Origin of the sequence: Sinomicrobium weinanense, from assembly GCF_018863395.1 — a bacterium.
In the GTDB taxonomy this organism is placed as follows: domain Bacteria; phylum Bacteroidota; class Bacteroidia; order Flavobacteriales; family Flavobacteriaceae; genus Sinomicrobium; species Sinomicrobium weinanense.
Genome location: NZ_JAHKRR010000004.1, coordinates 137,006 through 159,533, shown reverse-complemented (window position 1 = coordinate 159,533; position 22,528 = coordinate 137,006). Strand labels below are relative to the sequence as shown.

Annotated in this window: 18 protein-coding genes; 13 read left to right on the top strand and 5 right to left on the bottom strand. The window is 46.4% G+C overall.

Annotated elements, in window-relative coordinates; genetic code table 11:
• Positions 1-14 precede the first annotated feature (14 nt).
• Positions 15-638, bottom strand: a complete 624-nt coding sequence (gene bioD / locus KN811_RS13075; RefSeq protein WP_187963589.1) for a dethiobiotin synthase — start codon at positions 636-638, stop codon at positions 15-17.
• 94 nt (positions 639-732) lie between these two features.
• The gene (locus KN811_RS13070) at positions 733-1,920 is read right to left on the bottom strand and encodes an aminotransferase class I/II-fold pyridoxal phosphate-dependent enzyme (RefSeq protein ID WP_247716496.1); all 1,188 of its coding nucleotides are present in this window, start codon (positions 1,918-1,920) and stop codon (positions 733-735) included.
• 590 nt (positions 1,921-2,510) lie between these two features.
• On the opposite strand from KN811_RS13070, the gene KN811_RS13065 reads away from it, so the two are divergent.
• The 10 genes from KN811_RS13065 to KN811_RS13020 all read left to right on the top strand — a co-directional run bounded on the left by KN811_RS13065 (position 2,511) and on the right by KN811_RS13020 (position 16,746).
• Positions 2,511-3,302: a DUF3108 domain-containing protein gene (locus KN811_RS13065; protein ID WP_187963588.1), complete on the top strand. Its 792-nt coding sequence runs from the start codon at positions 2,511-2,513 to the stop codon at positions 3,300-3,302.
• Positions 3,303-3,305: 3 nt separating this feature from the next.
• Positions 3,306-4,274 (top strand): tryptophan 2,3-dioxygenase family protein, encoded by a 969-nt coding sequence (locus tag KN811_RS13060; RefSeq protein WP_187963587.1) that lies wholly within the window; start codon positions 3,306-3,308, stop codon positions 4,272-4,274.
• Positions 4,274-5,542 carry a M23 family metallopeptidase gene (locus KN811_RS13055; protein WP_187963586.1) on the top strand — a complete coding sequence of 423 codons (1,269 nt, stop codon included), beginning with the start codon at positions 4,274-4,276 and terminating at the stop codon, positions 5,540-5,542. The genes KN811_RS13060 and KN811_RS13055 overlap by 1 nt, the downstream gene beginning before the upstream one ends.
• Before the next feature lie 13 nt (positions 5,543-5,555).
• Positions 5,556-5,939: an endonuclease domain-containing protein gene (locus KN811_RS13050; RefSeq protein WP_187963585.1), complete on the top strand. Its 384-nt coding sequence runs from the start codon at positions 5,556-5,558 to the stop codon at positions 5,937-5,939.
• A gap of 112 nt (positions 5,940-6,051) precedes the next feature.
• Positions 6,052-7,695: a glucose-6-phosphate isomerase gene (pgi, locus tag KN811_RS13045; protein ID WP_187963584.1), complete on the top strand. Its 1,644-nt coding sequence runs from the start codon at positions 6,052-6,054 to the stop codon at positions 7,693-7,695.
• Between the two features lie 538 nt (positions 7,696-8,233).
• Positions 8,234-10,804: a TonB-dependent receptor gene (locus KN811_RS13040; protein ID WP_187963583.1), complete on the top strand. Its 2,571-nt coding sequence runs from the start codon at positions 8,234-8,236 to the stop codon at positions 10,802-10,804.
• A gap of 264 nt (positions 10,805-11,068) precedes the next feature.
• Complete coding sequence (locus KN811_RS13035) at positions 11,069-14,722, top strand: amino acid adenylation domain-containing protein (protein ID WP_187963582.1); 3,654 nt, start codon at positions 11,069-11,071, stop codon at positions 14,720-14,722.
• An 86-nt stretch (positions 14,723-14,808) separates the two neighbouring features.
• Positions 14,809-15,243 carry an EthD family reductase gene (locus KN811_RS13030; RefSeq protein ID WP_187963581.1) on the top strand — a complete coding sequence of 145 codons (435 nt, stop codon included), beginning with the start codon at positions 14,809-14,811 and terminating at the stop codon, positions 15,241-15,243.
• 75 nt (positions 15,244-15,318) lie between these two features.
• Entirely contained in the window at positions 15,319-16,338 is a 1,020-nt protein-coding gene (gene mgrA, locus KN811_RS13025; protein ID WP_187963580.1) for an L-glyceraldehyde 3-phosphate reductase, read from the top strand.
• A 90-nt stretch (positions 16,339-16,428) separates the two neighbouring features.
• On the top strand, positions 16,429-16,746 hold the full coding sequence (locus tag KN811_RS13020; protein WP_187963579.1) for a S26 family signal peptidase: 318 nt from the start codon (positions 16,429-16,431) through the stop codon (positions 16,744-16,746).
• Positions 16,747-16,790: 44 nt separating this feature from the next.
• On the opposite strand, the gene KN811_RS13015 is transcribed toward KN811_RS13020, so the two are convergent.
• Together KN811_RS13015 and KN811_RS13010 are read right to left on the bottom strand one after the other, a co-directional pair.
• Positions 16,791-17,276: a monoheme cytochrome C gene (locus KN811_RS13015; protein ID WP_187963578.1), complete on the bottom strand. Its 486-nt coding sequence runs from the start codon at positions 17,274-17,276 to the stop codon at positions 16,791-16,793.
• A 114-nt stretch (positions 17,277-17,390) separates the two neighbouring features.
• Complete coding sequence (locus tag KN811_RS13010) at positions 17,391-18,611, bottom strand: sulfite oxidase (RefSeq protein WP_187963577.1); 1,221 nt, start codon at positions 18,609-18,611, stop codon at positions 17,391-17,393.
• A gap of 486 nt (positions 18,612-19,097) precedes the next feature.
• Between KN811_RS13010 and KN811_RS13005 the strand changes: the two genes are divergently transcribed.
• The 3 genes from KN811_RS13005 to KN811_RS12995 all read left to right on the top strand — a co-directional run bounded on the left by KN811_RS13005 (position 19,098) and on the right by KN811_RS12995 (position 22,172).
• On the top strand, positions 19,098-19,535 hold the full coding sequence (locus KN811_RS13005; protein ID WP_187963576.1) for a hypothetical protein: 438 nt from the start codon (positions 19,098-19,100) through the stop codon (positions 19,533-19,535).
• Between the two features lie 27 nt (positions 19,536-19,562).
• On the top strand, positions 19,563-19,988 hold the full coding sequence (locus KN811_RS13000) for a Fur family transcriptional regulator (RefSeq protein ID WP_187963575.1): 426 nt from the start codon (positions 19,563-19,565) through the stop codon (positions 19,986-19,988).
• Between the two features lie 201 nt (positions 19,989-20,189).
• A complete protein-coding gene (locus KN811_RS12995; RefSeq protein WP_187963574.1) occupies positions 20,190-22,172 on the top strand; it encodes a heavy metal translocating P-type ATPase in 1,983 nt (660 codons plus the stop codon).
• Here KN811_RS12995 and KN811_RS12990 read toward each other — a convergent pair.
• Positions 22,169-22,510, bottom strand: a complete 342-nt coding sequence (locus KN811_RS12990) for an antibiotic biosynthesis monooxygenase family protein (protein WP_187963573.1) — start codon at positions 22,508-22,510, stop codon at positions 22,169-22,171. The two genes, KN811_RS12995 and KN811_RS12990, sit on opposite strands and share 4 nt — an antisense overlap.
• Between the last annotated feature and the right edge of the window lie 18 nt (positions 22,511-22,528).

Sequence of the window (22,528 nt, the reverse complement as noted above, 5' to 3'; positions counted from 1 at the left end):
ATCAGGATCCCCCCCTAGAGCCTCTGCAATATCGGGGCAAATATCTCCGCATATCTTTTTACGACCTCCCGGTCGAACATTTTTTCTTCGGCTATTCTCCCTATTATGGGCACCCCGCCCATCTGCTCTATTACGCTTTCTGTCGCCGGATTTTCGTCTCCACTGACAATGATCCCGGCAATATTCAGGTTTCTGCGCTTCAATGCTTCTATGGTGAGGAGGGTATGGTTAATGCTCCCCAGATAATGCCGTGATACGATCAACACCCTGTGGTCCGGTTTTATCAGGTCTGCAATGGTCTCCCGGGCATTCAGGGGCACCAGTACCCCTCCCGCTCCTTCAATGACCAGGTGATTGGGGGTTTCGGGCTCCACCGCTTTGTCCGCTTCTATCTTCACACCGTCAATAGCCGCTGCGGCATGGGGGCTCATCGGGGTTTTCAATGCATAGCTATTGGCATGTATCTTCGTTTTTGTACTGGAAAGCAGGCGTTTTATCTTATGAGAATCCGAATTGTCCAGGTCTCCCGATTGTATCGGTTTCCAGTAATCGGCCTGCAGGGCCTCCGTAACTATGGCAGAAGCTATGGTCTTACCCACTTCGGTGGAAATGCCGGTGATAAAAAATTTCTTTTTCATGGTATTGATAAAATTCTCTTTAAAGATCATTATAGCAGGATCGGGCCTATCGGGATGGGATCCTGAAACTCCCGGGCAAGTTCAAACTTCCAAATCACTCCACAAATGTAGCCAACAGCTTCAAAACCTCCGAGATCTCTTTCTTTGTATTATAGCTGTGCAGGCAAAAACGCAACCGCTCCTGTCCGCGGGGGACTGTGGGAGACAGTATAGCCTTTACATCAAAACCGTTGTCCCGGAGTTTCCCCGCTATTCCTCTGACGTTTTCATTACCCGGAATGATGCAGCAGTGTATGGCAGAACCGCTTTCCACAAAACAGGAATCCAGGCGCTGTGTTTTCAGTTCGGATTTGAAAAAGGCGATATTTTCCTGAAGAGCGCTCCTGAAAGACATACCCGAAAGTTCCCGGTAGGCCGCCAGCATCGTGGCCAGCGAATGCGGAGGAAGAGCGGTAGTGTAGATAAGGCTTCGGGCAAAGTTCACCAGATAATCCTTAAGCCTTTGCGGCCCTAGTACGGCCGCTCCGTGACATCCCATGGCTTTGCCGAAGGTAATGACCCTCGCAAACATCCTGTCCTGCAGTCCCAGTTCCTGCACCAGGCCCTCTCCTGCCCGGCCAAAAACACCAACAGCATGAGCCTCGTCTACCACCAGGCGGGCCTTATATTTTTCAGCCAGCACAACGATCGTCTCAAGATCGGGAGAATCGCCATCCATGGAAAAAACAGATTCCGTAACGACATAGAACTCTCCCCCATATTTTCCTTTGACTTTCTCATACCCTCTTAAAAGTTTTTTCTCCAGGTCTTCCGGGTCATTGTGCCTGAATTTGTAAGCTGAGGCATTTCCCGTTTGTATCCCATCCCGGATACTGGCGTGTATCAGTTCGTCATACAGCACTATATCTCCCCGTTGCGGAACACTCGAAAAGAAACCGGTATTCGCATCATAGCCCGAGTTGAACACCAGTGCCGCTCCTGCCTTGTGAAACCGGGCCAGCATCTCTTCTGCCCCTGAATAAAGGGAATGATCTCCTGTCAGCAACCGCGAGCCTGTGGCTCCGTTCTGCACGATGCCCCCTTCCTTCAAAATACGCTCCGTTTGACGATATACTTTTGCAGACCTTGCCAGCCCCAGATAGTCATTCGAAGAAAAATCGGTATACATTACCTTGCCGGGCAGTTGCCGCAATGCATTCTTATCTTCCCTGTCGCGCAGTCTGGCTTCTAATTTTTCCGGAAAATCCATAGAGACCAAAGGTAAAAAAAACCTGTATAGCATTGCACTTTGTATTTTTCCGTGGCATGGGCTTTATTTACCACAGAGAACCGCAAAACAGGGACAAAGAGACACAGAAAATTATATAGAAATAAAAGTATAACCCGATAGACTTTTCCGCATTTATCTTATTTTTGTGGAGCAGTCCTCACCTCAAAAATGAGTACGTACACAAAAAATGAACATCCGGGAACACACTACAACGTTTTCGTAGTCTCAACTCCTGGAATACAAGCGTTCACAAGGGTTATCAACCCTTTAACGCGTATTGATTTTCATTGCGAAGTAGACAAAGTTCCTTAACAAAAAATATTGTTTTCCCCCACTTTGCGTTAAAGTTTCTTAAAAGCATTCTCAAATGCGGATTTCTGCCATATCTTTGTATCAGCAAAAGGGGTGGTGCCCTTTTGTAACTTTAAGTAAAGTTTTCATAATTTAAAGTTTTGGTTGGTTAATTAAGAGGCCCGGAAATTTCCGGGCCTCTTGTTTTTTTACTCCTTCACAATATTTTTGGCACGGTAACTGTTTAATAACTACTAACTGCCGGCAGTCTAATCACAATTTATTATTTTTACGGTATATTTTAAGCAGTGATGAGAAAAATTGTCTTAACCACCATATTTTTTTGCCTTTTCGGCATGCTTTATGCCCAGAACGGTTCGACTACCGAAAATGCTTTTGCTCCCGGCGAATGGCTTCAGTTTCGTGTACATTACGGTATATTTAACGCCAGTTACGCCACCATGGAAGTCAGGGAAACTTCCCTGAACGGGAAGCCCGTATTTCATGTGGTCGGCCTGGGCAAGACCACAGGCCTTGCCCGGTTGTTCTTCAAAGTAGACGACAATTATGAAACCTATTTTGACAAACACGATGGCAGGCCGTATAAATTTATCCGGCAGATCGACGAAGGCGGATACACCAAAGACATGGAGATCAATTTTGATTATGCCACAAACCAGGCAGTAGTCAACAACAAAAAGCACAAAAAGACCACCACCATACCCATACATAAGGACATACAGGACCTGCTGTCTGCAGTGTATCATCTCCGGAACCATTATAAAACGGAAAACCTGAATGTTGGAGACGAGACCGAGCTCGATTTGTTGTTCGACGACGACAAAACCTTTAAATTTAAACTTAAGTTCTTGGGTAAAGAGGTTTTAAAGACTAAATTTGGCAAAATTTCCTGTATCAAATTCCGCCCTTATGTACAGGCCGGCCGGGTTTTTAAGGAAAAAGGCAGTTTGACCCTCTGGGTTTCGGACGACGAAAACAAACTTCCCATCCGGATAAAGGCAGACCTCCGGGTAGGTTCCATAAAAGCTGACCTGGAAGCCTTCAAAGGGCTCAAACACGAGTTCAAAGTAGTAGTAAAATAGAACATGGACATAAAACCGGAAATTGCTGATAGGATCAATCAGCTAGAAGACAAGTACAGAAATTCCGGCCAGGATCTGGGAGATTATCTCGACGGCCTCCTGCATCAGCGATATCTCACTTATTGGGATTATATCCACCTGGACACCCTGCTGAGTCTTCAGATACCCCGCACCCACTTCCCGGATGAAGAGGTCTTTATCATGTATCACCAGATAACCGAGCTGTATTTCAAACTCATCATCCACGAACAAAAACAGCTCATCGACGACAAACTGCAGACCGCAGCCTTCTTCATACAAAAAATAGACCGCATCAACCGCTATTTTAAGGCACTCATCAACTCCTTCGAAGTGATGATCCACGGTATGGAACGCGAACAGTTCCTGCAATTCCGCATGTCGCTCCTGCCAGCCAGCGGTTTCCAGTCGGCGCAATACAGAATGATAGAGCTTTATGCCACCCCGATGGAAAACCTCGTACACCACACAGTACGGGATGAGTGCTCTTCCGAGACCCCCCTGGACGAACTCTACGAGAACATCTACTGGAAAAAAGGGGCCACCGACACCACTACGGGCGAAAAGACCCTGACCCTGAAACAGTTCGAATACAGATATACGCCAAGGTTTATGCGTATAGCCAAGCAGGTCAGAAACTCTACCATCTATCACAAATACCTGCAACTGCCAGACAGTGAAAGAAAAAACCCCATCCTTATACAGGCCATGAAAGCCCTGGACACCAATGCCAATGTCAACTGGCCATTGATGCACCTGGGTTCTGCTTACCGCTATCTGAAAAGAGAAAACAGCACCATAGATGCCTCGGGCGGAACCAATTGGAGAGATTATTTGCCTCCAAGTTTTCAAAAAGTCATCTTTTTTCCTGAAATTTGGGACGAAGAGAAAAAAAACAACTGGGGAAAAGAATGGGTAGAACATATGTTTAATCCGGAAAACACTGAAAATTAATGTTAAAGAAAGTACTCTTATGTGTATTGGCCATAGCTGCCGTGGCCTGCAAAAAAGAAAAGAAAGAAGAAACTGCAGAGACTGCAAAAAGAGAAGTACTGAAGCCTATCGAGATCAAGGAATTCGGCTTTAACCTCAATAACTACGTCGTGCGCAGGGACACCGTAAAGTCGGGCGACAGTTTCGGGGAGATCCTGGCCAAGAACAATATCGACTACGCCAAGGTCTATAAAATAACGGAGGCTGCCAAAGATACTTTCGACATTGTCAGGGGACTTAGGGTAGGAAAACCCTATACCCTGCTGTGCAGCAAGGATTCCCTGCAAACCCCCGAGTGCTTTATTTATCAGCCAAACAGTGTGGATTATGTCGTAATACGGTTTGCCGATTCCATTGAGGCCTATAAAGAGAAAAAACCGGTGACCATCGTGGAGCGCGAAGCCTCCGGGATCATTACCAGTTCCCTGTCCGAGGCTATTATGGAAAAAGAAATGGATTACCAGGTGGCCTATGATCTCTCCAATATCTATGCCTGGACCGTGGATTTCTTCCGCCTGCAACAGGGAGACCGCTTTAAGGTCATCTACGAGGAAAAATATATAGACGATACCATCTATGCCGGTATAGGCAATATAAAGGCAGCTTATTTCGAACACAATAAAAAACCTTTCTACTCTTTTAAATTCCAGACCGATTCGCTAAACCAGATAAGCGATTACTACGACGAAGAGGCCAGCACCCTTCGCCGGGCCTTCCTGAAAGCCCCCCTGGAATACAGCAGAATATCTTCGCGCTATACCAAGAGGCGTTTTCACCCCGTACAAAAACGATGGAAAGCCCATCTCGGTACAGATTACGCTGCACCACACGGTACCCCCATCAAAGCCACGGCAAACGGTACGGTGATCAAGTCGAGCTACACTTCCGGGAACGGGAATTACGTTAAAATACGCCACAACAGCACTTATGAAACCCAGTATCTCCACATGTCCAAACGCGCAGCCCGGGTAGGACAACACGTAAACCAGGGCGACGTTATAGGCTATGTGGGAAGCACCGGACTGGCCACAGGCCCGCACGTATGCTACCGCTTCTGGAAAAACGGCAAACAGGTAGACCCTTACAAACAAGACCTCCCATCGGCAGAACCGATCGAAGAAGAATTAAAAGAAGGCTACCTGGCCTACATACAGCCTCTAAAGCTACGGCTGGACAATATCCTGTTTGACGATGAACAGGAGGAGTTTATTACTGCTGTGGGGGAGTAATGACTTCCTTACTATGTCCAATAAACTTATCCCATGTCGCAGAGATCTGAAAGAAAAAGCCCGGGAGCTTCGAAAAAATCAGACCCCGGCAGAAAAAGAAATTTGGGATAAGATCAGAAAAAAGTCCCTTGGGGTAGAGTTTCACCGACAGGTTCCGTTATTGGATTATATTGTAGATTTCTATTGTCACGAAATATTCCTGGCCATAGAGATTGATGGACCTATACATGATTATCGTCCTAAAAAAGACAGGTGGAGGCAAAAAAGACTGGAAGCGCAGGGAGTGCAATTTTTACGATTTTCTAATAAAGACGTTTTTACCGATATAAGTTCTGTTATAAATTCCATAAGAAAATTTGTAGAAGAAGCGACTTCACCGGATGACACCCCTCCCTAGCCCTCCCCTGGAGGGGAGGGAAAAAAGTCCCCCTCTTTGAAGAGGGGCCAGGGGAGATGTAAACCGCACTCCAATAGAACCCTTTTGACAAAATAAATAAACACAAAATATAATGCCACTACAAAAAACAAACCCAACCCAAACCCAGGCCTGGAAAACACTGGCAGACCACTTTCAAAAAACCCGGGGCAGGGAAATGAAGGACCTTTTTGATTCCGATCCCGAAAGGGCTGCAAAATTTACCATAAGGTGGAATGATTTCTATGTAGATTATTCCAAAAACCGGATTACGGAGGAGACCCTGGACCACTTGCTGGCCCTGGCCGAAGAAATGCAACTGAAAGATGCCATTGAAAAATACTTTTCCGGCGACCTTATCAACGAAACCGAACAAAGGGCCGTGCTTCACACTGCGCTGCGTGCCGGAAAAGATACAGAAGTCACCGTAAACGGGGAGAATGTTATCCCGGAGGTCTTTGCGGTAAAGGAAAAGATAAAACAGTTTTCAGAAGCCGTGATCTCCGGTGAAAAAAAAGGGTATACCGGCAAAGCCTTTACCGATGTGGTCAATATAGGTATCGGAGGATCTGACCTGGGCCCGGCCATGGTCACCGAAGCACTGAAATTTTACCAGAACCGCCTCCATGTGCATTTTGTAAGCAATGTTGACGGCGACCACGTTCACGAAACACTCAAAAACCTGGACCCGGAAACCACCCTGTTTGTTGTGGTATCCAAAACCTTTACCACCCAGGAAACCCTGAGCAATGCCACCACCATAAAAAACTGGTTCCTGAAGCACGCCTCACAGGAAGATGTGGCCAAACATTTTGTGGCCGTATCCACCAACCTGCCCAAAATTGCAGAGTTCGGTATTGCCGATGAAAATGTTTTCCCCATGTGGGACTGGGTAGGCGGCCGTTTCTCCCTCTGGAGCGCCGTGGGCCTCTCCATAGCCCTTGCCGTAGGCCACGACAATTTCGAAAAGCTGCTGAAAGGAGCCCGCGAAATGGACCATCACTTTAAAACAGCCGGTTTCAAAAACAATATCCCGGTTGTCCTGGCCCTGCTCGGCACCTGGTACAACAACTTTTTCAATGCCGAAAGCGAAGCTATTATACCTTATACACAATACCTGAGTCGTTTTTCCGCCTACCTGCAACAGGGCATTATGGAAAGTAACGGCAAGAGCGTGAACCGCGCGGGCCACCGTGTAGATCACCAGACAGGCACCATCATCTGGGGGGAACCGGGCACCAATTCGCAGCACGCCTTCTTCCAGCTGATCCACCAGGGCACCAAACTCATCCCGGCAGATTTTATAGGCTTTACCCAATCGCTGCACGGCGATAAGGACCATCACAACAAACTCATGGCCAATTTCTTTGCCCAGACCGAAGCCCTGCTCAATGGCAAAACAGAAGAAGAAGTTATCACAGAACTCCGGACAAAAAACCTTTCCGAAGAAGAAATAAACAAATTACTCCCCTTTAAAATATTCGAAGGGAACAAGCCCACCAATACCATCCTCGTGGACAAACTGACCCCCGAAAGCCTCGGGGCCTTGATCGCCATGTACGAACACAAGATCTTTGTACAAGGGGTGATCTGGAATATCTTCAGCTATGACCAATGGGGCGTGGAACTCGGCAAGCAACTGGCCAGCACCATACTCAAAGATATGGAAAAGACCGAGGTCGCCGGGCACGACAGTTCTACAACGGCGCTGCTCGAGCATTTCAGAAAAAATTCTTAAACCGAAGGCCAGAACAACAAAAATGTCATCTCAGCAACCGTATAAACCAGCAATGACATTTATAAAATCTTTGTGAAACTCTGCGGGACCTCCGTGTATCTCTGTGAAATTGCTATTACACAAAGTTGCACGGAGGCCCCACAGAGAACCACAGCATAAGCATGTCATTGACAGCAAGAGTTTCAAGGCACCGGAAACCGGATTATTGAACTCGCCCTGAGTTCTCCTATGACCTGTAAAATCGTTGCCCTCGCGGCAGGCTGGCCAGTCGCTAAAAATGTCCAACGGACATTTTCTTAAAGCTCCTGCCTCCCGGAAATCCGGTATTTTATTTCTTAACATCCTTTAATTTCCTAAAATACTGTTAATAAATCCGTTTAAAAATTAAACAGCTGTAAACCAATACGACAGGTTTTATGGCTATTTTTGTTTTAAAACGTTAAAGCTCCCCCGTGTTAAAACATTTAACATTAGCTTAATGTTGGATAGTTTCAGAAGTGTCAATTTTGCATAGCTAAATCAAATTTAATAAACACAGATGAAGACAATTTACAATGGGTTTTTAACGGTGGTCTTTGCCCTCATGGCAACCGCCGCTTTTGCACAGGGTACTGTTACGGGAACCGTAATAGATGCTGAAATGAACCAACCGCTACCGGGAGCCAATGTAGTGGTCAAAGGTACTACCACAGGGGTATCCACAGATTTTGACGGAAAATTTCAGATTGAAGTACCGGAAAACAGCGGTACGCTTGTTATTTCTTATATCGGGTTTGTGAAGAAAGAAGTCCGGTTTTCTTCTGCCGGGGATATCGGGAACATCACCCTTCAGGCCGATGCTGAGGAGTTGGAGGGGGTTGTTGTTATAGGGACAGGGATTATTGACCTGGCCCGCGACAGACAAACACCAATAGCCGTTTCCACTATTCCTGCCAAGGAAATTCAGCAGAAAGTAGGAACCCAGGATATCACCATGACCATGGTAAACACTCCTTCTGTATACGTAAGAAGCCAGTCCAGTGGTTTCGGAGATACACAAATCTCCGTACGTGGTTTTGAACAGGACAATACTGCTTTCCTTCTGAATGGTCAGCCTATCAATGGCATGGAAGATGGTAATATGTATTGGTCCAATTGGTCCGGTATGGCTGATATCGCCAATGGTATCCAGATCCAGAGAGGTTTGGGTTCTTCCAAACTGGCTATCTCTTCGGTGGGAGGTACTGTAAACTTTATCACCAAAGCCACCGAACAGAAGCAGGGAGGTTTTGTTTCCGGCGCAATGGCAAATGACAGCTATTACAAAGGAACAGTAGCCTACAATACCGGAATAGGAGAAAAAGGATTCGGAGCTAGTGTAATGTTGAGCCACTGGCAGGGGAAAACATATATGGACGGCACCTATGGAGCAGGACAAAATTACTTTATTTCACTCGGATACAAACTCAACGAAAATCACAATTTCAATTTCCTGATTACCGGTGCTCCGCAGTGGCATGATCAAAATTTTGCAAAGCCGATCTCTTCTTACCTGGAACACGGAAAAAAATACAACAACAACTATGGTTATTTTAACGGAGAATATAAGTCCGAAGTAGGGAATTATTACCACAAACCCGTGGCTAACCTCAACTGGGACTGGAATATCGACGAGTCCAAACAGTTGTCTACAGTATTATATGCTTCCTGGGGACGTGGAGGTTCCAGAGGCTCTGTGGGAAGCAGGGAAAGAACAGAAGACGGAATGATTGACTGGGATGCAATTTATCAAAACAACATTAACAGTGCAGACGGTTCATCTACATATGCCTTGAGAAATTCTGTAAACAATCATGCCTGGTATGGGCTCGTGACCAACTTCAATTATAAGATCACAGAAAACCTGAACTGGAATGCCGGTTTTGACCTCAGGACGTATAAAGGAAATCACTTCAGGCAGATTTACAATTTACTAGGTGCCGATTACTATCTCGATACTGATAATGTAAGATATCCTGACAATAAAATATACGCTACGTACCCCAATAATCCCTGGAAAGCTCTTTTTGATTATGCTGATGAAAAAGAAAGATATGCCTGGGATTATGACGAAAGAATAAACTACGGTGGTTTCTTCACCCAATTGGAGTACGCTACGGAGCAATTTTCCGTATTCGTTCAGGGTTCTGTCTCAGATCAGTCACACGTTCGATGGGACAGGTATCAATACACCGAGGAAAATGAAAAAGCCAATAAAGTAACCAATTTTGGTTTTAACGTCAAAGGTGGTGGTAGCTTTAATATCAATGACCAAAATTCAGTTTATGTAAATGCGGGGTATTATTCCCGTCAACCTTACCATGATAATATATACCTGAATTTTAGAAATGAAGTGAATCCGTTAACCGAGAACGAAAAGATATTCGGCTTAGAAGCAGGATATTCCTTTAAGACCAACGGATTCTCAGCCAATCTTAACCTTTACAGGACTACCTGGAAAGACCGAGTTACTACATCCTCCTATACTGATGAAGAAACCGATCGGCTGATCTACACAACCAATGAAGGCGTTGAACAACGCCACCAGGGTATAGAATTGGATTTTATGGCTTATCCCACAGACCAGCTCAGACTTAAAGGATACCTTTCCATAGGTGATTGGGAATACGTAGGTGATTCCAGAACTACGGTCAGGGATGAAGACCGGAATGAATTAAGTTTTGAAGTAGAAGACGTAGACGGTGGTAAAGTTGGTAATGCAGCTCAATTAACTGCCGGCCTCGGATTTGTTTATGATATTATAGAAGGATTATCAGTAGATGCTGATTACCGATATTATGACAAACTCTATGCTAACGCCGGTGCAGTGAAAGAGAATGTGGAACTTCCGGACTTTGGTATCATGGATGCAGGTGTTTCTTATAGCCTGCCCTTGGGCACGCAAAAAAATCAATCACTGAATTTTAGGCTCAATATAAATAACGTTCTCCATAAAATGTATCTCTCCGAGTTAAGAACAGCAAACTTTGCCGAACCGGGCGAAGAGACTTATGAAGGCATTGCTGTAAGTAATCAGGCATATTTCGGATTTGGCAGAACCTGGAATTTATCAGTACGGTATAATTTCTAGATATCCCGTCTATAAACAACAATACAAAACCTCACCTTTACAAGTGGGGTTTTGTTTTTTTCATCCCACCGATAATTTTTTGAATACTTGCTGATTGAAAATACCTCATCAGCCTGGTGGAAAAGTTTGTACCGGAAAATATAAACGAGCCCAGAACAACCTTTTAGCACAGGGTAGAAAAAATTAACTACCTTGCATTTACGACACAAAAGGAAAAATATATAAAGTAAGTTAACCCCGTTTTTTAAAGACTTATACCTACTGATGGAAAAAAAATGTAATGAAAATACCGGCAGCAGCGATCGACAAAATACACAAACGCAAATGCGGACGGAAGGATTGCCAAGCGAACAACAGCACTATACCCCAACGGAAACAATCTGCGGGCTGATCGCACAGAAAGCGCAGGTGCATCCGGAGCGGGCGGCGATTATTGATGGAAAGATTACGATAAACTTCAGGCATCTGATGGACCGGGCGAATGCAGTCGCGGGAGAGCTTGTGACCCGTGGCGTCCCACAGGGATCCCTGGTCGGCGTGTGTATGAGCCGCAGCTGGGAACTGGTTGCGACTTTGCTGGGTGTATTACGGGCAGGCTGTGCCTATGTACCACTCGATCCCGCTTATCCACAGGAACGGGTACGCTACATGCTGGAGCATTCCAGGGCGATAGCTGCCATTGTGGACGATGAGAACTGTGCGGAACTTTGTAAAGGAGTACGCGAGCTGATATGGCTTAATAAGGTGAAGCAACAAACAGCAGACAAATTAGCCGGGCCGTCTGCGAACGATCTCGCTTATGTTATCTATACCTCCGGCTCCACAGGACTACCAAAAGGGGTCGCTATCGAGCATCGAAATGTGGTTGCGATGACTCAGGCTATGAGCCATTTACTGGATGATAAAGACCTGGAGGGAATGTTGGCCGCGACCTCGGTCTGTTTTGACCCCTCAGTCATGGAAATCCTGGGAACTTTATCACTGGGAGGAACAGTAATCCTGGCAAAAAACATGCTCGACTTACCAACCTTATCTTCAGCGAATCTTGTAAAGAGTTGCGTTGTAGTTCCATCTGCGATACAGGCATTACTGTCTTCGGGATGGGTACCTCATGGCATCCGCTGTATCGTTTTTGGTAGTGAAGCGCTTAAGCAACCGCTGGTAGAAAAACTTTTTGCTCTGGAAACAGGGACCCGGGTGGTCAACGCATATGGCCCTACCGAAGATACTGTCTTCTCGACGGCGGTCGAGATCTTTAACGACACGCAAAACATTACTATCGGAAAATCTGTGGCAAACTCCCGTTCCTATATACTTGACGATGATATGAACCCGGTTTCCGATGGTATTGAGGGCGAACTGTTTTTGGCGGGAAATAAGCTCGCGCGTGGGTACTTGTATGACGAAGTGCGTACCACAGAGCGATTTATAAAGATGAAACCTACCAGCGCGATCCCTGAGGTGCGGCTGTACAGAACAGGTGATCTTTGCCGAAGGAATGAAAACGGAGAAATCGAATTTTTAGGACGCGTAGACCAACAGGTCAAGGTCAGGGGCTTCCGGATCGAATTAGAAGAGATTGAAGCTGCACTGGAATCCATGCCAGGGATAACCACCGCAGCGGCAGCAGCCGTAGATGGTGGTATAGGACAGAAAATGCTTGTAGCATATGTAGTGAGTCCGCATGAATCTGTAACAGGTGAGAACGCAAAGGCATATTTAGCGCAAAGATTGCCAAAGTATATGGTTCCTCAAGTCGTAATTCCCCTTAAGGAACTGCCTCTTTTACCCAACGGAAAGCTCGACCGTAATAAGCTAAAGTACCTGAAAGGGCCCGGTCAGTCCGAACAGGAGCAACAGGCGACTGATGTAAACCCCGGGCCCGAACTCCATACGAACGGACAGGCACAAAACCTGGAAGGTCACGGCACCGGCCGGCCGGCAGCCATACTGTCGGTAATTCAGAAAGAGGTTTTCGCTCTTCTGAATCTTAATGATTCCATACAAATACTGCCGGACGATTCATTCGATAGCCTGGGGCTTGACTCACTGTCCAGCCTGGAATTAAGTGTCCGGCTTTCAAAAATATTTGGGCTAAGGCTTTCCGGAACCGTTGCCATGGAGTATTCCAGCCCTATAGCCCTTACCCATCATATTCTGGAACTGACGGACAGTGGCACAGGTAATGCACCAGGGGGGCATACATGTACAGTAGCCTCGGACACGCTTAGGACTTTTCAGGAACGTATCCGGTCCAGCCACCCCACGTTTCAGGCTGCAAAAGCATCTTCCTGGTCCGCTGATGACAAGAGTAAACTTGTTCAGGAAGTGCTGCGTATGGTGAACAGCCTCGATAGAAATCCGTACAGTAAGGTACTCCGTACAGGAAGCGCTACCAAAGGTACTGTAACCGATGCGTACCATGATGAAGAACAGGAAGCCATTATATGGACGACCAACCTGTACCTTGGTTTGAACCGGGATAAAGAAGTGATCGAAGAAGCCTCTAAAGCCCTGCAACAATTCGGGAGCGGAATGGGGACATCCGCAGCTGCTTCCGGGATGACAGATCTCCATTTACAGTTCGAAAAAGAGTTTGCCGAGCTGGTAGGAAAGCCCGGCGCCTGCCTATTCCCTACGGGCTATACTGCCAATGTTGGCGCTGTGGCGGGACTTCTGGGTAAAAATGATGTAGTCGTTATTGACCAGCTCTGCCACGCATCCATCGTTGACGGTGCCCGTCTGTGCGGGGCTAGGATCAGAACATTTCAACACAACAGCTCTTCCGACCTGGAAGCAGTTCTTGAGTCGGAAGTATCCCCTTACCGTACTGTACTGGTCGTTCTTGAAGGTGTTTACAGTATGGGGGAGGGCGCCGCACCGGTGGCGGAAATTGTGCGCACCGCAAAAGCATATGATGCGCTTGTGCTGGTAGACGAGGCCCATTCATTCGGTTTTTACGGGGAACGTGGAGCAGGTATTTGCGCTGCTCAGGGTATCACTGAAGAGGTCGATTTCTTAATGACCACACTCAGTAAAGCGCTTGGTAGTCTTGGAGGTGTGGTTGCTGCCCGGGAGGAGCATATAGATCTTTTGAAATCATCTTCAAGAGCCTATATTTTTCAGGCTTCCGTTAGTCCTGCAGATATGGCTGCAGCACTTACCGCTTTGCGCCGGTTACGTTCAGACGACAAGCTGCGGGAGCGACTTTGGGATACAACCCGATACATGCGCCGGCGATTCATCGAAGCAGGTTATGACCTGGGTACGGGGGACGGTCCTATCATTACGCCGCATTTTAGTGATAAGGATAAGTTATATGCCATAGTGCAGGGCATGTACAAACGCGGTGTTCAAACATCAGCGGTTACCTATCCTATTGTGGAAAGCGGAAGAGGTCGTCTCAGGCTTATATGCTCATCTGCTCATACGCAGGAAGATGTCGACAGGACGCTCGATGCTCTTATCGCAGCAGAACGTGAAGTCGATGGGGGTGAGCATTTAGCAGGTTCTCAAACCGATGACTCAAGAGAGCTGGCTATTATGCAGTCTAACATGGAGAAGTGGATGAATGACTTCACTGATTACCTGAAAGGACCGATAGCTGAAAAAGCCCCTCACCAGACTCCGAACCTTGTCGTCGCCATCCGTATTCCCGATCGTGAAAAGCCGATGACCATAGTAATCAATGAACGGGATGTTACACCAGGTACAGAAGAGATACCTGATCTTCCCATGTGTACCCTGTTTCTTAAAAATAACCGGGCGGCCTCTGCTTTGCTTACATCAAACGTTCAGGAGTTGCTTCATTGCATCAGCAAGGGTACTTGCGTGTTAAACGGTCAGGTAGAGCCATTTATCTGGCTCATTGCCCGAATCGTTGAAAAACAACAAGCTGTTGTGGAAAAATGCTCTTAACCGGATGAAGTAATGAGCAGCCACTTTTTTTATAACTCTCGTTAATTATATATATTCATACACCAACAATCAAAACCAGATTCATTATGAAAACAAAAATTAAATTCCTCCTGCTCATCTTATCTTTTACGGTTTTAATAGGCTGTGGAACGAATGAAGTCAAACATTCGGCCAACCCGGAAATCGGAACATATAAAGTAGCCATTCTATATCCAAACGGAGAGAACAAAACATTTGACATGAATTATTACGAAAAGAAGCATATGCCTATGATGGCCGGACTTTTAGGTGATAATTTAAAGTTTTATGAAATTGACAAGGGGATAGCAGGCAGGACAGATAGTGATAAAGTGAGTTTTGTAGCTATGGGTTATTTTTACATCAACGATGTTGATGAATACAATAGAGTGATTGCCCAAAATATTGATACCGTTCGCAACGATATACCGAAATACACAAATATTCAGCCGATAATACAAATAAGCGAAATCAAACAATGGAAGTCCAATCATATAAAATAAGAGCCCTCCTGAAAAGCATATGTTTGAAAATCCTGTCTAATGAAAAAACATTAATTTTTGATAAAAATATACACGATGCATATAAACGACACCCAATCTTTACCTCTTTATACTGCCAGTGAAAAACGTTACGATACGATGCAATACCGCCGATGCGGGCAAAGTGGTATTCGGTTGCCGTTGCTTTCCCTGGGGCTATGGCATAACTTCGGCGATGTCAACGATCTTACGAAAGCCCGGACCATTTTAAGAACAGCTTTCGACCTGGGGATTTGCCATTTCGACCTGGCCAACAATTATGGCCCGCCCTATGGCGCTGCCGAAACGAACTTCGGGCGCATTTTTAAAAAGGATTTTGCGCCTTACAGGGATGAACTTTTAATCTCCAGTAAAGCAGGCTGGGATATGTGGCCGGGGCCTTATGGCAATTTCGGTTCCAGGAAATACCTCATAGCAAGCTGTGACCAGAGTTTAAAGCGAATGGGACTGGATTATGTGGATATTTTCTACCACCACCGTCCCGATCCCGAAACGCCCCTGGAAGAAACCATGGGTGCTTTGGACCAACTGGTGCGCCAGGGGAAAGCACTGTATGTAGGGGTTTCCCAATACAATGCGGAAGATACGGCCAGGGCCGCCGCGATACTGAAGGAGCTGGGTACCCCTTTCCTGATCCATCAGCCAAGGTACAATATGCTCGACCGGTGGGTGGAAAAGGACGGGCTGTTAGATACCCTGGAAACAGCAGGTGTAGGGTCTATTGTTTTTTCTCCTTTGGGGCAGGGGATTTTAACGGATAAATATCTAAAGGGTATTCCGGAAGATTCCCGGGCAAAAAAAGACGGCAGGTATTTACAGGCCGGCCAGATTACAGATGAGGTCATAGCCAGGGTGACAAAACTGAATGCCATGGCGCAACGCCGGGACCAGTCCCTGGCACAGATGGCCATTGCCTGGTTATTGAAAGATAAGCGTGTAACCAGCGTGTTGATCGGTGTAAGCAAAGCAACACAATTGAGAGACAATGTTGCGGCACTGGACAACCTGGATTTTACAGCTGCCGAACTGGAAGAGATCGAAACGGTTTTAAAATAGACCCCTTTGTTTCTGGTAAAAACTGACCGATCCACAGACGACGGTATTATTCGGATCCAGAGCCAATAAACTACAAATGAACAGCCTAGTTTGAAAAAAGTAATACTCATCATACTACTATTTGCGGGAATCGTTTTTTTAACCGGTTACTTCATCGGGCAAACAGGTATTTTAAGAATTTATACGATCCCCACAACGGGAAACGAACCCAATCTAAGAGTAAATTCGATAATCGCAGTCTCCAACCTGGTGAATTTTAACCGTGGAGATTTTGCTTGTTTCCGTCATAAAGATAAAACATTGGGCAAACAAACCTATGTGTTCCGGCTTATGGGTATGGGTAATGATATTATTGAAATAAAAAACGGCACCCGGCTTCACAACCATTTGACCTGGCCGGAATTATAAATAAGAAACGGTCTCAGTATCTCATCCTATCGCCGGGCTTCCTCTTATTTGAGCTTATACCAATTAATATTGCCAAGCCCCTGGCGACGCCCCTTTTTCCGGGGCGGGTAGTTTTGAACCAGGTAATCTATTATGATGTCTTCATTCGCCCCGAGATCCCAAAGGTTTTGGGTTTCCTGCATCCATCGAATGGTTGTAACCCATCGTTCTTTGGTCATCCTGTTTTGAGTGATCAGTTTGGCGGAATGGCAGTTGGTACAGTTATTAACCACCGTCATAAGGCCCTCAGCCTCGACAAGGCCGGTACGCACATGAATACCGTTTTCTATCTTATCGTAATCATCTTCCTGAACAGTAGCATTCGTCTCATAAACCTTTTCCCGGGGTATGAATACCCTGAAAAAGGAAAGTTCCGGATCTATCATAACATAAACCAAAACACCGGCCACACTCATCATACTGACAAACACAATGCATACGAGCCTTCTGACCTTCTTTACCTCTTCTCTGAACTTATCCTGCTTATTCATCTGTTCTTTTTATTCATTTTTCATAGGTCAGTACCCCTGTCCGACCAATGTCGGGATGGAATATCCGAAGAGCATTTTTCGATTGGTTTGAAAATTTTGTTAATAGGCATTTCATCAGACAATTTTTACAGCGATGCGATGACAGGCATTGTTCAGGTATCCTTTTGGGTTCCACCCCGGTACGACCATAGGCTGGCTCTGCCCGAGAGCATCCGTAGCTTTTGCCCACACTTCGTAATATCCGGTTTTGGGAAAATCAATACTTGCAGAAAACTGTTGCCATGCCAAACGATTGACGGGTTTTTGGAGCTTTGCCTTTTTCCATGTGGCCCCGAAATCAATGGAATATTCCATGTCAACGACCTCAAGTTCCCCGGCCCAGGCATGTCCCCGGATCTGTAATGGCCTTCCCTGTTCCAGGATGGCTCCCGATCTCGGGTAAGTGATCAATGACTTCACCGGCATGGATTCTATGATACACATATCTTCCTCCCTTACTTTAGCTCCAGGCTCCACAGGCCTGCAGGGTACCCGGTAGGCATCCCCCGTCATTTTTGCCCCGTCGTGTACCTTGTCGCGGATACTTATCCTCCGGATCCATTTTCCCGAAACGGAAGCGGGCCACCCCCCTGCTATCAGCCGTAACGGAAAACCATGTACCAGGGGAATATCTTCTCCGTTCATTTTAAAGGCCAGCAGGGTTTCTTCCTGGTAAGCCTTTTGTATGGGCATTCCGCGGGAAATGGGTTCTTTGTCCGGATCCCCGCTTAAATGGGTGTCTGCCGAATGATAGCCGATATAAACGGCATTGTCTTTAACACCTACATCTTCAAGGATGTCTTTCATACGGACGCCTGTCCACCTTGCGCACGATACTGCGCCTACCTTCCATTGATTTCCTTTGGCCGGAGGGTCAAATTCATTACGGCCGTTTCCTCCGCATTCCAGTACTAACTGGTAGGTATAATGCCTGAACTTTGATTTTAATTCCCGGAGCGTATAGGTTTTTGCGTTCACTACGGACTCCCCGTCAAAACTAACCGACCACGTCTCTTCATCGATATTTTCCGGGATAATCCCATTGTTACGGACAAACATATACTTATTAGGCGTAACAGCATCGTCAATTAAGTGCGCTTTCGATTCTATGTTCCAGGGTTTATCGTTCAGTACTTCCATTTCCCTGTCCTTTTCAAACATCTTAAAAGGGTCAGGGTCTTGCAGCCCCAGAAGTTCATATCCTTCGGGTAAGGTAGTACCGAATACAATGTCTGTACCCAATAAGGCAGAAAGGGAAATAAGAGTCCCTTTTTTCACAAAATGGCGTCGCTTCATAATTTACAGTAGTTATTTTGGATACAGAACGCGGATTGAGTTATGCTGTCACCAACAGAATGATGATTTTTCACCCAGATACCACAACTCAATCCGGATTCTATACTCAAAAATAATGATTCCCATATGTCAGGGCAACATTTTATAAAAATTAAATAAAACATGCGATGCATTGAGCTTGTCGAAATGATGTTAAAAGCAAGGGAGTTTTTCAATTGCCCGTTATTATTACAAAAAGCAAATATATCAATTCCCTTTCTCCTCAATTTCTTAATTCCTGTTAAAAGCCCCCGCTTCACAGGTACCAAACTGCTCCATTATCCCCAAAATTCACTACTTTTTCTCTGTAAAAAACAAAAATTTGTAACAGAAAATACAAATTTTTGTTTCACTTCGGGAAAGTACATAAAATTATTTCATCGAACTTTTGTGTAATTTTCAATGAAATAATTTTATGTACTTTTGGTAAAACTTAAAAACTAAAACATGGGGATCATTCAAACCTTACACTCGTACTGGGCCTATTTAACCCTGCTCATGCTGATTATCGCTGTGATCAATGCCATTATCGGCTATTTTAGCAGCAAACCCTTTATTATAGGCAAAGACCTTCGTATCAGCCTGTTTGCCCTTATTTTTACGCACATACAGCTGCTTTTGGGTATTATTCTCTATTTCGTATCCGAGCGCTTTTCCCTCTGGGGAGAACTGGGCGTGGGAGGCGTTATGAAAAGCGACATGGTACGGTTACTGCTCGTAGAACACCCGATTACCAATATACTGGCCATTATACTCATTACCATCGGCTGGTCCAAACACAAAAAAGTGGAAAGTGCCAAGGGAAAATTCGGAAAGATCGCCTTTTTCTATACGCTGGGACTTATTTTGTTGCTCAGCCGTATTCCCTGGGGGCAGTGGATGTAAGCTGCAACTCGCATACCCGGAAACCATATGCTGAACACATTGATATCCTTTATAGAAGACAAGGGTGTAAGAGCCACCCCGGTGAGGATACTCACCCTGGAACAATTTTATAAGGATGCCAATGCCAAAAGCCTGGTCGAACTACAAATATTACTGGACACCGTAGACAAGGCCACCATATACCGCACCCTGAAAACTTTTGAAAAACACGGCATCCTCCACGCCATAGACACCGACGGGGATGCCGTGAAATACGCTTTGTGCAGCCCGCTTTGCCGCGCAGAAGAACACCGGCATACCCATCCGCATTTTGTCTGTGAAAAATGTGGTATCACCCATTGCCTGGACAAAACCAGGGTATCCCTGGACAACCTTCCGTCCGACCATTCCATAGACAACATCGCCGTGATCGTTAAGGGGCTTTGCCCTTCCTGTAAAACCGGTGGTCGGTAATCGGTGGCATAGATCAATAGCAGCTGCCGGTAACTTATTGTGATTTGCAGTAACCTGTAGCTATCAATATCCAGAAAAGCCGCAATAATCACACCTGCCGACCATACCGATCGCCGATTACTGACTTCCGATTACCGAATACCAACTTTGCAACCGGGTTACACAACTTAAGGTCTAATTTTATCCTGTAAAACAAATCGTATGAAACCACATACCCACGATACGGGATGCAACCACGACCACGGGGGCATTTTCGGAAAAAACACGGAACTTATATTTTCGCTGCTTTGCGGAGTATTTCTGCTCACGGGCTTCCTTACGGATAAGCTCTACGAAGGGAACAATTTCCCGCTCTATCTTTATATTACCGCCTATTTCTTCGGTGGGTATTTTGCCACCAAAGAAGCCTGGGAAAAGATCCGGGAAGGCGGGTTTGAGATCGATTTTCTCATGATAGTAGCTGCCATAGGGGCTGCTGTTCTGGGCAAATGGACGGAAGGCGCTTTGTTACTTTTGCTGTTCAGCCTCGGGCATGCCCTGGAACACTACGCTATGAACAAGGCCCGCAACTCCATTAAGGCCCTGGGCAACCTCAGCCCCAAAACCGCATTGATAAAACGAAACGGAACCACTGAAGATATCCCGGTGGAAAATTTACAACTCGGTGATATTATTCTCATAAAACCCGGTAGCAAGATTGCAGCGGATGGGATCATCGTCCGGGGGCAGAGCAGTATCAACCAGGCTCCCATTACCGGGGAAAGCATTCCCGTAGACAAACACGCAGCAGCAGAAGCCAATGAAATAACAGATTTTGCCTCTGTACCGGACGAACACAAGGCCTTTACGGGTACGATAAACGGCAACAGCAGCCTGGAAGTCAAAGTGCTTAAACTGTCTGAAGATTCCACCCTTTCCAGGCTTGTAGCACTGGTAAGCCAGGCAGAAGCAAAACAATCGCCCACCCAACAGTTCACCAAAAAGTTCGAAAGGATCTTTGTCCCGGCTGTAATCGTCCTGGTCATTGCCCTTTGCTTTGCCTACCTTATTATCGATGAACCTTTCTCTGTCAGTTTCTACCGTGCCATGACCGTACTGGTCGCTGCCAGCCCCTGTGCCCTGGCCATTTCCACACCAAGTGCCGTATTGAGTGGTGTAGCCCGGGCTGCACAGGCCGGGGTGCTGATCAAAGGGGGTAAGGCCCTGGAGAACCTCGGGTCTCTCTCTGCCATTGCTTTTGACAAAACCGGGACACTGACCAAAGGCGAACCCAGGCTCACCAATATTGTGCCGCTTAACGGAACCTCTAAAGAAGAATTTCTCGACTGTGTACTGGCCGTAGAACGCCTCAGTGACCACCCGCTGGCCAAAGCCATAACCAAAGATATTCTGAAAATGCCCGGGAACACTCCTCCTAACGGCACTCCGGAAGCCACGGATCTCGAGGCCCTCCAGGGAAAAGGTGTTAAAGCGAGATACTCAGAAGAAACCGTGTATATCGGAAACCCGGCACTCTTTGAAGAAGACCTCGGGGACTCTCTGCCCGACTCCATCCGCAATACAATATCAGGGTTTCAGGAAGAAGGGCATACAACCATGCTCGTCAAAAAAGGAGATATCTTCCTGGGCATACTTACCTTGATGGACACTCCCAGGGAAGCGGCAAGATCTACCCTGGAAGCGTTGCGGAACACAGGTATCCGGAAAATGGTGATGCTTACGGGAGACCATCAGAAAGTGGCCGATTCCATTGCCCGGCAAACAGGCCTCACCGATGCCTACGGCGACCTGCTGCCCGAAGACAAGGTCAATGCCATCCGCAAGCTCAGGCAACAGGAAAAACAGATCGCCATGGTCGGGGATGGGGTTAACGATGCCCCTGCCATGGCCAACAGTACCGTTGGTATTGCCATGGGCGCAGCCGGCTCGGATGTGGCCCTCGAAACCGCAGATATTGCCCTTATGGATGACAAGCTGGAAAAACTGCCCTTCGTCATCGGGCTCAGCCGGAGATCCAGGAACATCATCCGCCAGAACCTCTGGATCAGCCTCGGCATTGTTTTGTTCCTCATTCCTTCGGCTATCATCGGATTTACCGGAATAGGCCCCACCGTGGCCATTCACGAAGGGTCTACGCTTATCGTGGTCTTCAACGCCCTGAGATTGCTGGCATATAAACGTTAATGCACTTTTTTACTGTCTTCGGGGGCCTGCTGGCGCGAAGACATGCCGTAATCCCGGTTTACGTCGGCTACCCGGAGCCGATAGTCTTTAAATACATAGGCCCGCCCCTTTGTTTGCGCCTCCCTGTGTATTTGTAGCGTACGCCAGGATTTTACTGCTTCTTCGTCTTTCCAGAAAGAAAGGGAAAGCAGTTTTTCGGGCTGTGTAAGACTCTGGAACCGCTCAACAGAGATAAACCCTTCTGTTTTTTCCAGCTCCCCTTTCAGGTAGGCTGCGATATCCAGGTAGTCTTGTTTATTTTCGGGATGTAGTTCCACTTCAAAAATTACAGCTATCATAATATTTCGGTGTAAAAG